The organism is Ralstonia sp. NFACC01, assembly GCF_900115545.1.
Lineage (GTDB): Bacteria > Pseudomonadota > Gammaproteobacteria > Burkholderiales > Burkholderiaceae > Ralstonia > Ralstonia mojiangensis.
This window is the reverse complement of the sequence record NZ_FOWV01000008.1, coordinates 38,855-53,843: the sequence shown is the minus strand read 5'-3', so window position 1 is coordinate 53,843 and position 14,989 is coordinate 38,855. Positions and strand designations below refer to the sequence as shown.

Below are 14,989 nucleotides of genomic sequence, written 5' to 3'. Positions count from 1 at the left end.
GCGATGCAGCAATTTCCTACATGAGGTTTCCATGTCGACCTCGCCTGCGTCCCCAACGCCAGCCACCGCTACCACCACCCCTGCCGCACCTGACACCCAAGGGTTGATCCGCCTGCTCACGGCCGGTGCGGGCATCAGTGTGGCGTGCATCTATCTGAACCACCCGCTACTGGGCCTGATCGGCCGCGACCTCGCCATCGCACCACACGCGTTGGGCGTCCTGCCCACGCTGACGGCGGCGGGCTATGCCAGCGGCATCTTTTTCTTCGGCCCGCTGGGTGACCGTTACGACCGTCGCATCGTCATCCTGTGGAAGGCGGTGCTGCTCACGCTGGCGCTCATCGCCAGTTGCCTTGCGCCCAGCCTGCCCGTGTTGGCTGCGGCAGGCTTTGCAGTGGGGCTGTCGGCCACCATCGCGCAGGACTTCGTGCCCAGCGCGGCCGCCATCAGCACCGACCAGAACCGCAACCGCAACATCGGCACGGTGATGACGGGGCTGCTGATCGGCATCGTCAGCTCACGCGTGTTCAGCGGCATTGTGGCGGACCACTTCGGCTGGCGCGCGGCATTTGGCGTGTCGGCGGTGGCGATTGTCGGGCTGGCGATTGCCGTGCGCGCCGCCCACTTTGGCGTGGCGCCGCCCGCGACCATGCGGCAACCGTACCTCACGCTGCTGCGCTCTCTTGGCACGCTGTTCGCCCAGCACCCGCGGCTGCGCGCGTCGGCCATCACGCAGGCGTTCATCGGCATCGCGTTCTCGGGCTTCTGGTCGACCGTGGCGCTACATCTGACGGGTTCGCTCGGGCTGTCGACGGGCCAGGCAGGTCTGCTTGGCCTGGCCGGCGCAGCAGGCGCGCTGGGTGCGAGCATTGCCGGTCGATTGTCGGGCCGCGTTGCGCCGGGCCACATCGCAGCGGGTGGCGCGTTGCTCATGGCGGTGACATTTGCCGCAATGGCGCTGTTCCCGCAATCGCTCATCGCCATCGTGATCGGCACGCTCATCTTTGACGTGGGCGTGCAGGCAGCGCTCGTGTCGCACCAGACCATCATCTATGCGCTCGCACCCGAAGCGCGCAGCCGCATCAACGCGGTATTCATGACGGCGCTGTTCATCGGCATGTCGTTGGGCGCATATGGCGCGAGCCTTGCGTGGACAAGCGCGCGCTGGACGGGACTGATGGCGTTCTGCACGGCGGCGGCGCTGGTGGCGCTCGGGTTGCGCGTGGTGTTCAACACGCGGCAGGGGGCTCGGTAAGCGAAATCGGATGGGGACGCGCATCGAGCGTACCCGTTTCTGCGTAACCTCACTACGCCCGTTCCACACCTCCCGCAACACACCATCTCATCCATCGGGGCAACTCCGGGGCGCGACAATCTGCGACATGTCGCTACAATTCTGAGGGTCAGCTTAGGCTGCCCACAGAACAACCACACCGAGACGCCCTCATGGATAGCACTGCCACCCCGCACGCGGTTGACCCGCACGACACACGCCGCCGCATCTTTGCCATCGTCGGCGCGTCGTCGGGCAACCTCGTCGAATGGTTCGACTTTTACGTCTACGCGTTCAGCTCGCTGTACTTCGCGCCGGCGTTCTTCCCCAGCGGCGACCGCACGACGCAATTGCTGAACACGGCAGGCGTGTTTGCGGCTGGCTTCCTGATGCGACCGATTGGCGGCTGGCTATTCGGCCGCATTGCCGACAAGCGCGGCCGGCGCACGGCAATGATGATCTCGGTGCTGATGATGTGCGGCGGCTCACTGCTGATCGCGGTACTGCCGACGTACGCTCAGATCGGTGCGCTGGCCCCATTCCTGCTGCTCGTGGCGCGGCTCTTCCAGGGCCTGTCGGTGGGCGGGGAATACGGCACCAGCGCGACCTACATGAGCGAGGTGGCGCTGCAAGGGCGCCGCGGCTTCTTTGCCTCGTTCCAGTATGTGACGCTGATCGGCGGCCAGTTGTGCGCGGTGCTCGTGCTGGTGATCCTGCAGCAACTGCTGACGACGCCCGAGCTGAAAGCCTGGGGCTGGCGGATTCCATTCGTGGTTGGCGCGCTGACGGCGCTGATCGCCCTGTACCTGCGTAAATCGCTGCACGAAACGCAGACCACCTCGGCGCGCAAGGCCGAGCACGCGGGCACGATCCGCGGCGCCTGGCAGCACAAGGGGGCGTTCCTGCGCGTGCTCGGCTTTACCGCCGGCGGCTCGCTGATCTTCTACACGTTCACGACGTACATGCAGAAGTACCTCGTCAACACGGCGCACATGGACACCAAGACTGCCTCCAATGTGATGACGGGTGCGCTGTTCGTCTACATGGTGCTGCAGCCGGTGTTTGGCGCGCTGTCCGACCGCATCGGTCGACGCAATTCGATGCTGTTGTTCGGGGCCCTTTCTGTGCTGGGCACTGTGCCGCTCATGAAGGCGCTCGCCACGGTGTCGACCCCGCTCGCGGCGTTTGGTCTCATCACCCTGGCGCTGGCCATCGTCAGCTTCTATACGTCGATCAGCGGGCTGATCAAGGCCGAGATGTTCCCGCCGGAAGTGCGTGCAATGGGCGTCGGCCTGTCGTATGCGATCGCCAACGCGGTGTTCGGTGGTTCGGCGGAATACGTGGCGCTGTGGTTCAAGCAGGCCGGCACCGAATCGACGTTCTACTGGTACGTGACGGCGCTGTGCGCGGTGTCTTTCGTCGTGACGTACTTCATGCCAGACCCGAGCAAGGAAGGGTATCTGCGCCACGAGCCTTAATCGCGGCTCGCGCTTCAACCACAAGCCCGTACCGCGACCACCGATGTCTCAAACGGCGGTCGCGGCCGAGCTTTCTGCATCAGCGTCCGTAACGCAGCACGCCAAACGCAGCAGCAACCAGGCGACGCTGCTCCGCTTGATGCGCGCGCACCGACGCATGCGCGCCCGACGGCGTTGCGCTGCGGCACACATTGGCCAGTCGGCTCCCCTCCGGTAGACACAACTCCAGCGCGTCGCGCACGAAGCGCCATGCGCCCTGGTTGGCGTCCTCCTCCTGCGCCCAGACGATTTCCTTCACGTTCGGAAATGCCCGCAGCGCAACCACAAGTGGCTCCTGCGGAAACGGGTAGAGCTGCTCAACGCGCACCAACGCCACATCTGCGCAGGCATCGCGCTCGCGCTGCGCATGCAGTTCGTAGAAGAACTTGCCGCTGCACAGCACCACACGCGTGATGGTTTGCGTGTCGGTCACCCAGGCATCGGCCAGCACGGGCATGAAGCATCCGTCGATCACCTCCTGCACGCGCGAATGCGAACGCCCGTTGCCGTGCAGTTCCGTCTTGGGCGACATAACGATCAGCGGCTTGGGCGTTGCCAGCGTGGCTTGGTCGCGCAGCAAATGGAACCATTGGCCCGACGTCGACGGCATGACCACGCGCATGTTGTCATCCGCGCAAAGCTGGAGAAAGCGCCCCAGGAATCCGCTGGAATGTTCCGGTCCGACGCCCTCGTGGCCGTGCGGCAGCAACATCGCCAATGCAGACTGGCAACCCCACTTGTATTCACCCGAAGCGATGTACTGGTCGATAAAGACCTGGGCGCCGTTGACGAAATCGCCGAACTGCGCCTCCCACAGCGTGAGCCGTGTACGGGTCTGTACGCTGTAGCCGTACTCGAAGCCCAACGCGGCTTCTTCCGACAACGGCGAGTTGACGACATCGAACGCGCCCTGACACGACGCCACGTGCTGCAGCGGAACGTATCGGTCGCCCTCGTCGGACAGCATCGCCTGCGAGTGCCACACCGCGTGCCGATGCATGAAGGTGCCGCGCCCAACGTCCATGCCGGACAGCCGGATACTGTGCCCGTCTTCCAGCAGCGTGGCATGGGCGAGGTTTTCAGCCAGGCACCAGTCGACCGTGTGTGCATTGCTCGAGACCGCAGTACGCCACCGCTCGCAAAGTCCGCGCACCACATCGTGCAGGAGCACGTCGTCGGGCGGTGTGGTGAGCGTCTGCGTCAATGCCTGCACGCGCTGCAATGACACCGGCTGGAGCGGGCGGCGCGCAACGCCGTGTGGCAGCGAAACATCGGCTGCATGCGGCGCAGCCTGGGGGCCTGCGTGCAAGTCGCGCACGGCCGCGTCACGCAGATCCGCCAGGCGCGCGAGTTCTGCGCTGGCGGCGTGATACAGCTCCGTGACGGTCGGGTGTGCGCCAATGGCCGCGTGCAGCGCAGGCTGCGTCACGGTAGGCGTGTCGTGCTCCGAGTGTCCGAGGCGGCGATAGCCGACCAGATCGATGACGATATCGGCGCCATGCTCCATGCGGTATTCGATGGCAATGCGCGCGGCGCGCAGGACGGCTTCGGGGCCGTCTGCATTGACGTGAAGCACCGGCGCATCGACCATGCGTGTCACGTCGGTGCAGTAGTCGCTGGCACGCACGTCCATCACGTTGGGTGTCGTAAAACCGATCTGGTTATTGACGATCACGTGCACGACGCCGCCCGCCGTGTAGCCGCTGCGGCGCGTCAGGTTCAGTGTCTCCATGACGACACCCTGCCCGGCGAACGCCGCATCGCCATGCACTATCACCGGCAGGCACGGCGTGCCGGGATGCTCGTCCACATGCGCGCGGGCCATGCCACACACGACCGGGTACACGCTCTGCAGATGCGATGGATTGGGTGCCAGCACCAGCGTGACCTCATTGTCGGCAACCATCCGGCGCGCAACGCCACCAAGGTGATACGGCAGATCCCGCTGGCTGAAAGCGACTTCCGAATCCGGATCGAGCCGATCGAGCATGCCCCGCGCATCTACGCCCATCACGTTGACGAGCGTGTTCAAGCGTCCACGATGCGGCAAGCCGAGAAATACCTGCCGCACGCCATGTCCGGCGCCCGCCTCAACCAGCGTATCGAGCAGCGGCACCAGGCTCTCGCAGCCCTCAAGAGAGAAGCGCTTGGCATGCGCGAACGTGCCGGCAGCAAGACGCTCCCACATCTCTGCCGCCACCAGCCTGCGCAGCAGCCAACGCTTCTGGTCCGGGGCAAGCGGCGGCGCCAGCAATTCCGCCTCCATGCGGGCATAGAGCCACGCGCGGCGCTGGCGCTTGCGCACGCTGCTGCAATCGAGACCGATCGTTCCGCAGTACACGCGCTTGAGCTGCCATTCGAGCGCCTGCATCGTCGCCGCAGTGGGCAGGACCGTGCTTGCCGGCTCGCGCTTCTGCGCAGGGTCCAGGCCGTGAAACCGCAGGCGAAGCTCGGGCACTTCGGGCAGGGGCACGCGTGCGAGCGGGTCCAGGCGCGCGCGACGGTGCCCGTGCTCGCGATAGGCATCGATCAACTGCGTGACAGGGGTGGTTGGGGGCGCCGCCGCGGCAGTGCCAGTCAACGTGTTAGATGGGTCAAACGCTGCGGCCGAACCCGGGTCGGCCATTTGAGGAGCGTGCGAAGACATGGTTTTTCAGGAGATAAGAGACACCGTGGGTTGACCCCGCCATCGGCACTCCGGCGCACGCGCGCGCAATCCCCCGACCAGCACAGCGGTTGCGCAGCAGACACCTGTTCGGCAAATGGCGGGACCGTTCGAAACGCCAAGGCAGGCGCTACGTCGATTCCTTCTGTGACGAGCCGTCTGGCGACGGCCCGTGCCTCCTCCGTTGGACTGCTGACTGCAACATCACTGCGACAACAACAACGACAACGACGAGTTACGAAAGTGTTTGTGTTCGCGCCCAGCCAGCATGTGCCAGGGGCGCCGCGTCGGCCTGCGTGCCATGCGCTGGGCCCTGCATGTCGCCATGCAGCGTGAAGGCGCTGACCATATCGGCCAGCTGATCGGCCTGGTCCTGCAGCGCCTGCGCCGATGTCGCGCTTTCCTCCACCAGCGACGCGTTTTCCTGCGTGACCTTGTCCATCTGGGTGATGGCCTCGTTGATCTGCTCGATGCCTTCGCTCTGCTCGCGGCTCGATGCGCTGATCTCGGAAACGATGTTCGTCACGTTCTGGATACCCGCCACCACGTCGCGGATGATCTGGCCGGCCTCTTCCACCTTGGCGGTGCCGGTGCCGACATGGCTGACCGAGTCTTCGATCAGCGCCTTGATCTCCTTGGCCGCTGCCGCGCTACGCTGCGCCAGGCTGCGCACCTCGCCGGCCACCACGGCAAAGCCTCGGCCCTGCTCGCCGGCGCGGGCAGCTTCCACCGCGGCATTGAGCGCGAGGATGTTCGTCTGAAACGCGATGCTGTCGATCACGCCGATGATGTCGACGATCTTGCGTGACGACGCATTGATGGTGCTCATGGTTTCGATCGCCTCGCCAACGGCATCGCCGCCCTTGCTGGCCACCAGCGATGCATTGGATGCCAGCCGGCTGGCTTCATGCGCGTTGTCGGCGTTCTGCTTGACGGTGGAGGTGAGCTGCTCCATGGCCGCCGCCGTTTCTTCCAGTGAGCTGGCCTGTTGCTCGGTCCGGCTGGAGAGATCGATGTTGCCGCTGGCCACCTCGCGCGATGCGCGCGCGATGGTGTCCGTACCGACTCGCACACGGCCGACGATCCCGTGCAGGTTCTCGGTCATGCGCTTGAGCGCGGCCAGCAAACGGCCGATCTCGTCTTGCGCGCCAACCTCCAGACGATGCGTCAGGTTGCCCTGCGCCACGGCTTCGGCCAGATGTACGGCACGGTTGATCGGGCCGGTGATCGTGCGGGTAATGAAACCACCGGTGGCAATGGCAAGCAGGGTGGCCAGCACGGCCAGCACGATCATCTGGATCTTCGCGTTGGCGCCTTGCGCGGCGGCTTCGCCCACGTCGTGTTCCATCTCGCTGGCTTGGTGGTCCACCATCTTGTCGACCAGCACGTAGTACTGGTCTTGCAGGCGGCTCATGTCACCCTGGTACAGAACGCGTGCATCTTCGGGCTTGTTGGCATCGACCAGCTCGAAGAACTTGCGCACGCCGGCACCGTAAGCCGATCGCGCGTCGAACTGTTCCTTGAAGAGCGCCTTGCCCGCATCGGTCTTCAGCATCTTCTCCAGCCGCCCATACGCTTGTCCGTTGGCTTGGCGGATGGCCGCGTAGTCGCTCATGTACTTCGCTTTCTGGTCGGCCGACGTTGCCAGCAGCAGATTGCTGAGGATCCCGTTGGCCTTGTAGCCGTTGTTCTTGATCTGATTGCTCAGCGCGATGAGCGAATAGCGCTCGCTGACGATCCGGCCCATCTTCGTGTTGTTGTCGTCCAGCCGTTGGATGCCGACCGCGGCAGTCCCGATCAGCAGCGCCACGACAAGTGCGAACGCTGCACCGAGGCGCACCCCGATCTTCATATCCGAGAGTCTCATTTGCTTCATTCCTGTTTCAGCGGCGTCAGAGAGAGACGTCATGACCTGCGCAACGCCATCGCCGGGGCCAACTGGCGATGCGCTCAGGTGCATGCGTTGAAGCAGGAGAATCTTGAAGACATGTGCGGCTGTCGTTGACCGATCTTCAAAGCCGTCGCGCTACAAGATTGCCCAGGCTGCTTCGACGGAAAATGACGGCATCACACAAGGAATCTTGAATGCGACGCAGATGCCGCAGCGTGCTTCAAACCTGTGCATGCGACCGCGTGCACACGTTGCCGCTCATGAGCCGTATGGCGCCAGGACTGGCGTGGCGGCACATCTGATCAAAACGAAGCGAATGAAGGCGCACCAGATTTGAGCTTTTTTGAATCTTGGCGGCGCAAAAATTTCCGATCTGAAATTATTTTAAGTCTCGTATGCAGATGGGGATCAGCTTGGTTATCGAGCTGCGATCTGCTGCGCGCGTTGAATTCGAACGCCTGGCCGTGCGTCAGCTCGGACACACATTCGTGGAGCGTCTAAACCGCAGCCTGGCCACCAAACCGTTGGCGAATCAGCTCCGGAGCATATCGATAGTTCCAGCGCAACTCGGCACCGGCGGCCACGCGCTCGGTCGCAAAGAAGGCGCGGATGGAAAAGCGTCGTCCGCAACGTGACGTCGCCTCAAACACTGCGGCCTCCATGTTGTAGCCGGACTCCGCCTGCCGATCGGCCTCTCCACGTTCGTAGGTAAAGATGGTATTGGCCATCGCCAGGATGTTTTCACCGTCGACCCACGAATCGATACCGCCGGCGCTGGTGCTCAGCACGAACGAATCGTCCAGGCAGGTGTAATAAGTGGCGGGCGTCAGAAGCCGGCCGCCGTAGACGCCGAGGCATTCGCCCACGGCAATGTCCCGCGCGGCAAATACGCCGCGCTCGCCAATGAGCGCTTCCTCGTGCATGTCACGTAGATCAGCGCGCAGCAGCCGCCGGCACACAAGCGTGTGTTGGTACAGCGCGCCACGCACCCTGGGCGCCACATCGGCTTGCAGATACGGCCATACGGCGTCCGACGGGTAACGCTCGAAGCGGTCTCTGGCGCGCCCGGTCGGCTCCAGCGTGGTGATGAGAATGGGCTGCTCCATTTCATCGCGAAACGGATAGCGCTGATCGACCTCGGGCGAATACGTGAGTCGCACAATGGCATGCGCCTGCTTGAATGCCTGCGTCTCTTCTCGAAAGGCCTGAGCACACTTCAGCACGGCGCGATCGTCCGGTTCTTCGGACACCAATTCCAGAATTTCGGAGCGCAGCGCCTGAGCGGCTTCGTAAAAGCGTTCGTGCCGCGCTGCGAGTCCGCTCGTCTCGGCTGCCCGCTGGAGCGACAAGCGAATACGATCGACCAGCGCATCGGCAAAGCAAGACGTTGAGGACAGCATAAGCACCACGGCGGAAGAACGAGTCACGTACGGCGATAACCATAGCGGGCGGCCGCTGCAAGGCGGTGCCACAGGGCGAAACGAGCCGTTGCAAGGCGAAGCGGGTCTCGCCAATCGAATTCCTTTCGCAAAAGAAAAAGCTCGTCCGATCTGTCACAGCGTTGGGCTGTGCCGAGTAACTCCGTCAAGTGGCGCGGAAGAAATCCACCCCCTACTCCAGAGGGGAAACATGGCACGGTTCCTGCGTAATCAGCGCTCGTTTCACGACAATAAAAATACGGGTGGGGTATGAACGAGAAGCGGATCCCGTCGATCGCGCTAGCGAAATGCGAGCGCCAGTTCGGCATGGGTGTACTGGCACAGCACGCAAGTCGGAGTACGCATCTTCGACCTCCGGATCCGTGCCGGCCATTGTCTGACGCACACGCCTAGCAACACCGCGGGCGGGCCTCGCTCAATCCAAAACTTCTTTCCAAGCAAATCGCGGTAGAGCCGTGACCCGAGCTGCGATGGCCTGCTCGACGGCTTGCGCATCCATCGTGGCGCCTTGAGCATCAAACGCAACGGGTCGGCGGTGGACCACTGCCCTCGGGAGTTCGCTTAGCCGTCAGGTCCGCCCGTTCCTGCGAAGCAGCAGAACGCCTTGGAAACTTTTGTTCCCGTTTCTCCAGACCTTCGTCGTACGGTGACAGCGCTGTCCCTCATAACATCCTCGCCTTGTGCCTTGCCCCGCCCTCTTGGCCTGGCTGCCGTGCTGATCGTGCTGTCGATGGCGCAGCAGGCGCATGCCGTGGCTGCGGACGAGCCCCAGCGATTGCATATCGAGCGATCGACGCTCGAGCATGTCCTGATGGAAATCACGCGGTTGAGCGGCCAGCCGGTGTCATTCGCATCCAGTCTCGTGAAAGACCGCTGGGCGGGCCCCATCGACGGCACGATGACGGCAGCAGACGCTGCCCGGCTGGCGCTGCAAAACAGCGGGCTCGCGCTCTCCGTGCTGCCCGACGGCACGCTCACCGTCGTGGCGGCCGGCAGCGCTGGCACCCCCGACGCGCAGCCGCGCGACATCGGCGCGCTGCCACCATCGGAAGTCCATGGCGTTGGCGATACAGGGTTCGCGGTGCTCTCCAGCAGTGCCATCACCCGCGTTGAAATGCCGATGACGAGCATGCCGCACGCCATCAATACAGTCACGCGCGGGCTCTTGGCCAGCCAACAGCCGCCCTCACTGAATGCAGCGCTGGCGCAGGCTGGCGTGGCATCGGTATTGGCTGACCCGACGGCACCGCCCCTCTACGCCATCCGCGGCTATCTGACCAACACAATTTCGGTGGATGGCTTGCCCGACAAGCTTGCTTCGCTGCGGCCGGTAGACGCACTGGAAGAGATCGACGTCATCAAAGGGCCGAATGCAGACGTGGCGAGCGTCACCATGGCTGGCGGCGCCATCAATGCCAGCCTGAAGGCGCCAACCGCCGTCGCGCAGCGCAGCATCGCCATGGAGATCAGCTCGCACACCGGGCGTAAGGTGGTAGCCGACCTGGCCGGCGGTTTCGGAGGCAACGGGTTGTCTTACCGCTTCGTTGGGCTCAATGACACGACGGCCGACAGCGATGCCGGATACGCGGGCCACCGCGTCAGCTACGTCCACGCCGCGCTGGGCTGGAACGACAGCGCAACAAGCATTATCGCCGGCATCGAATCGCTCACCAGCCGGCAGCCCGTGCCGCCCGCCACGTTCGCGCTGGGCGGCGCACCTGCCCGCGTGCCCATGCAGCTTCCCTTCGGCAACGTAGACGACCGCGTGGAAGGCAGCGGCACGCGGGTCTACTACACGGCCTCGCGCAACCTGAGCGATGACTGGGCCATCCATTCGCGGGCGAGCTATGAATCTGTAAGAGAGGAATCCGCCCAGTGGGACCTCGGCTCGGCTTCGTCATATAACGCCATGCCCAACAACACGATCTGCGGGCTACGCCAAACAGAGAGCCACCTCTGGGCCATGTCGAACGAGCTGACGGGCAGCCTGTCGCACAACGCGGTGCGCCACACATTCACCCTCGGCTGGGAAGAGATCCAGGAGCGGCAGAACCTGACCAAGCCGGGGTTCATCGCACAAGCCACGCAAGACCCGTTTGCGCCCGTACCGCTGCCAGCGGCGACATTCATTCCGGGCAACCGGTTGTCGCAAACGTTGAGGCAATCGATCTTCCGGCTGCGCGATCATGTCTCCATTAGCGATCGGTGGGAGGTGTCAGGTTCCATCCGCGCGAACAACTACGTCGCTGTGCTGCCTCATACGCAACTGAAAGGGGTGGTCTGGACGCCTGCCGTGGGCGTGCTTTACAAACTCACCCCAAGCACAGCGTGGTTTGCCGACTACATGCGCGGCTTCCAGATCAACACGGGATACTTCTATGACGGCACCGGCATGCAACCCGAGCGCAGCCGCCAGGTCGAAACCGGCCTGCGGTGGGAAAACGCCCACCACACGCTGACGGCACAGGCAGCGCTCTACCGGATCGACGCAAAGAACGTGAGCCTGGCAGACGTGTCGCACCCGGGCTACTACACGCAACTGGCCGAACAAACCAACCAGGGCGTGGAACTGTCGATGCAGGGCACGGTGGTGCGCGGCTGGGAGGCGTCGTTGTGGTTGTCGGCCTCTCGCATGTCGGCGAGGCTACCGGGCGGCTACGTACCAGGCGTGCCAGCCCGAAACGCCGCGCTCTGGACAACGTACACCATACAAAGCGGCGTGCTCGCAGGCGCCGGCGTGGGGCTTGGCATCAGCGCGCAGGGCCGAGCCGACGCGCATGGTGATGTGTCGTTTCGGGTGCCCGGCGCCGTGCGCGTCGACAGCAGCCTCTTCTGGCACCGGAAGCGCTGGCGCATCGACCTCTTTGCCCGCAACCTCTTCAACGTGCACACGTACGGCAACACGCTCAGCAGCAGCTACATCCCGATCCTGCCCGGCCGCACGCTCGCGCTGCGCCTCACGCACAACTTCTGATGTCCGACTTCGATTCACTCGGCGCATGACCTGACACGGCGGCGCGCACGTGAATTTGCTTCGGTGGGCCTTCATCTGGCCTGCGATTTCGTCTCGGTGATCAGCGCTTCGGCCTTGCTGCATCGTCTGATGGCCGACATTCCCTAACGTTCCACCAAAGTCGCCCGACATGCCATTTCGCTTTGCGATCGGCGTGCCGGCACGCGGCTGCCCAGGGCTGCGCGGCCCGGCACGGGCAGAACGCGCAGGCCATGTCGGCCCCGCGACCCGAACCGGAATCGGAAGCGATTGCCGTGCCGGCGTTTGTCTGCAGACGTCGGTCGCGCGGCGTTTCTCTCCTCTCTGTATCGGCATGCGTCCAGTCAGCGGCCTGGACGGTGCCATGCATCACGCCTGCCCACTGAGGTGACACATGAATATGAAGGTCCAAGACAACGCTTCACTGAATATCTCGACCCAGCTCCAACTGGATCAGCCCGGCAAACAGAACCAGGCCGAAAGCCCGCTGCAGCATCTCGTTCAAGACATCCTGAAGGTGCTTGAAGCCATGCTGCGCAACGCCACCGCACAAGGCGGCGCCAATGCGGGTGCGGGCGGCGGCTCGGGTGGCGCAGCCGGCGGTGGCGCCCAGGGCGCGGGTGCTGCGCATGGCCCTTCTGCAAGCCAAGGTGCGCAAGGCGCCCAAGGTTCGCAAGGCGCGCAGGGTGCCAGCAAGGGTCAGCAAGTTGGCGATGACAACGGGGACGACTCCAGCAGCCAAGACCCGATGCAAGCGCTCATGAAGCTGCTGGAAGACCTGCTGAAGTTCATGAAGCTCAGCGAGCAGATGCAGCACACGCTCGACACCGGCGAAGGCGCCAAGGGCGTCGACGGCGCAGGTGGTGCCAACGGCGGCAAGGGCCTCAATATGGACGACATGCTCCAGATGCTCGACGACGCGTTGCAACTGATGCAGCAGCAGATGATGTCGAACGCGTTCGGCGGGGCTGATGGCGGTGCCGGCGCAGGCGCAGCAGGTGGCGCTGATGCTGGCGCCGGTGCCGGCGACGCTGGTGGTGCCGACGGCTCCAACAGCACAGGCGATGCCGGCGGCGCTAACGGCTCCGACAGCACGGGCGATGCCAGTGGTGCTGACGGCTCCACCAGCGCAGGCGATGCCGGTGGCGCAGACGGCGCTGACAGCACGGGCGATGCCAGCGGTGCAAACGGCGCCGACGGCTCCAGCGCAGCCGATGGCGCATCGGGTGCAGACAACGCCAATGGTGCCGAGGCCAGTGGCCAGAAGAGCAACGACTCCATGATCGAACAACTCCTGAAGGTGTTGGACGATCTACTGAAGATGCTGGCCCAACAACAGCAACAGGCGCTTGGCGGTGACCAAACGCAAGGCGGCGGCGCTGGTGTGGGTGGCGCAGGCAACGCTGGTGCGGCCGGTGGTGCAAACGGTGCAGGTGGCGCAGCGGGCGGCACGGCAGCCGGCGGGGCAAACGGCGCGTCCGGTGCATCCGGCACGCCGAACACCTCCGCGACGGATGGCGCAAACGGCGCAGACGGCACCAGCAATGGCGCCAACAGCCCCATGGCCCAGCTCGAGACACTGCTCAAAGACATGATCAAGGTGCTGGAGCAACTGCAAGCCCAAAAGGCCGGCGGCGCGCAACAGCAGCAAAACCACGTGCAAGGCGCCTAAGGCCAGGCTCGTCAATCCAACGGCCGGCAACGGCCGTCATTTTTGCTATCCCAAGCAAGGAGACTCACCATGAGTATCTTCAGCAAAATCAAGCACGCCTTTCAGCACTTGGGCGATGACATCGCCAAGGTCGGCAAGGGCATCGCCCACGCCGCCGAGAGCGTAGGCAAGAACCTCGTCCACGACGTGGAAGCCGTCGCCAAGCAAACCGCAGCCCTGACCAACGACTTGGTGCATCTGCGCATTCAAAAAGCGCTGCACGACGCCGTGGGCGTTGGCGAAGCCACCTTCAAGGGCCTGCGGGATCTGAATACCGCGGCCTTCGACGTGGCTGAAAAATCGCTGGAAAACGCCCATCTGAGCAAGGGGCTGGACAAGGCCCTGAGCAAGGTCGACAAGGCCCGCGGTTTCGTCAACGACATCGCCGACCGCACGGTCAAGGGCATCGGTGACAGCGTCAACGGTTTCGCGGACAGCAGCATTGCCGCCGCCAAAGCGGCTGCGCATGGTCGCTTTGGTGAAGCGCTGGGCGATATCGGCTCAGCCGCTGGCAACGCCGCCCAGTTGGCCTCGGATCTGACACCCGAGGGCCTCGCTGCCAGCGCCGCCGTGGCAACACTGCAGAAGACGCACCTGGGCGGTACGGTGGTCGACTCTGTGGTGGAAGGCGCCCTGACCGGCGGCCGCAGCGGCCTGAAGGATGCGGTCAAGCTTGCTGCCAAGGAAGGCACCAAGGCCGAGGCCGGCGTACAGGCACAGAAACTGTTCGACAAGGTGAGCGGCAACGGCGATGGCAATGGCACCGGCGGCATGCTGCTCGGCGCTGCTGCTGCGGGCGCTGGCGTAGCAGGAGATTTCCACGCGTCGCGCAAGACACGTCACGCTACGCAACCCGAAGCCCACCACACCGGCACGCAACATCAAGCCGTCGCGGAAGGCCACGAAGACGCGAGCCGCAAGGGCAAGAAGAAGCACGAGGCCGAAGTCGACTCCAGCAACGGCAACGGCAACGGCAACGGCAACAACAAGGCTCAACCCAACGGCGCCGACCCCACCGGGCAGGATGCGCTTCTGGAGCTGCAACTCCTGCAACAGCAGTCCGCGCATCAACGCATGCTGAACGCCATCAAGTCGAACGGCAACGACGACGATGATGACGATGGCGACGACGTCACCTCCAAGGCCCCCGTATCGGCGCCGCAGTCCTCCGGCTCGAGCCAGGTGAACGCTAGCGTCAGCGCCGGCACCCACGCCAGCACGTCGACGCATAAGAAGGCTGCATAAGCCACTGCTTGCGTTTGTTTCACCTCGGCCCCGCGCGATGTTTGCGTGGGGCCGTTGTTTTCCACTGTCGGTGCGATGCCACCGTCGTGCACCCCTCGCCTCGAACTTCAATCTCTTCGATCCACCCATTCCGCCGCCCTTCGCAGACGCCTGCGCGTTCAGCAGTTGTGGACCGCTGCACAGTGAACTGAAACCGCGGCTGGCGTCAGGGGCCGGCCACAGATTCGAGTTGGACCTCAGCAAGATGGCGGAGAGC

At 64.2% G+C, this 14,989-nt stretch carries 8 protein-coding genes; 5 read left to right on the top strand and 3 right to left on the bottom strand.

The window, feature by feature from the left end; translation table 11 throughout:
• The first annotated feature begins 31 nt into the window (after positions 1-31).
• Positions 32-1,255, top strand: coding sequence for an MFS transporter (locus tag BM136_RS19835; RefSeq protein WP_092974631.1), 1,224 nt, complete (start codon positions 32-34; stop codon positions 1,253-1,255).
• A gap of 191 nt (positions 1,256-1,446) precedes the next feature.
• Positions 1,447-2,751 carry an MFS family transporter gene (locus tag BM136_RS19830; protein ID WP_092974628.1) on the top strand — a complete coding sequence of 435 codons (1,305 nt, stop codon included), beginning with the start codon at positions 1,447-1,449 and terminating at the stop codon, positions 2,749-2,751.
• A 79-nt stretch (positions 2,752-2,830) separates the two neighbouring features.
• Here the strand turns inward: BM136_RS19830 and BM136_RS19825 are convergent, their stop codons facing one another.
• From BM136_RS19825 to BM136_RS19810, 3 genes are all read right to left on the bottom strand, one after another.
• The gene (locus BM136_RS19825) at positions 2,831-5,437 is read right to left on the bottom strand and encodes a 2-oxoglutarate dehydrogenase E1 component (protein ID WP_254775704.1); all 2,607 of its coding nucleotides are present in this window, start codon (positions 5,435-5,437) and stop codon (positions 2,831-2,833) included.
• Positions 5,438-5,690: 253 nt separating this feature from the next.
• A complete protein-coding gene (locus BM136_RS19820) occupies positions 5,691-7,322 on the bottom strand; it encodes a methyl-accepting chemotaxis protein (protein ID WP_092975059.1) in 1,632 nt (543 codons plus the stop codon).
• 521 nt (positions 7,323-7,843) lie between these two features.
• On the bottom strand, positions 7,844-8,773 hold the full coding sequence (locus BM136_RS19810) for an SET domain-containing protein (protein WP_254775703.1): 930 nt from the start codon (positions 8,771-8,773) through the stop codon (positions 7,844-7,846).
• Positions 8,774-9,470: 697 nt separating this feature from the next.
• Here BM136_RS19810 and BM136_RS19805 point away from each other — a divergent pair.
• From BM136_RS19805 to BM136_RS19795, 3 genes are all read left to right on the top strand, one after another.
• Positions 9,471-11,759, top strand: coding sequence for a TonB-dependent receptor domain-containing protein (locus tag BM136_RS19805; RefSeq protein WP_368073445.1), 2,289 nt, complete (start codon positions 9,471-9,473; stop codon positions 11,757-11,759).
• A 412-nt stretch (positions 11,760-12,171) separates the two neighbouring features.
• Complete coding sequence (locus BM136_RS19800) at positions 12,172-13,449, top strand: hypothetical protein (RefSeq protein WP_092974616.1); 1,278 nt, start codon at positions 12,172-12,174, stop codon at positions 13,447-13,449.
• 69 nt (positions 13,450-13,518) lie between these two features.
• A complete protein-coding gene (locus BM136_RS19795) occupies positions 13,519-14,733 on the top strand; it encodes a hypothetical protein (protein WP_092974613.1) in 1,215 nt (404 codons plus the stop codon).
• The last annotated feature ends 256 nt before the right edge of the window (positions 14,734-14,989 follow it).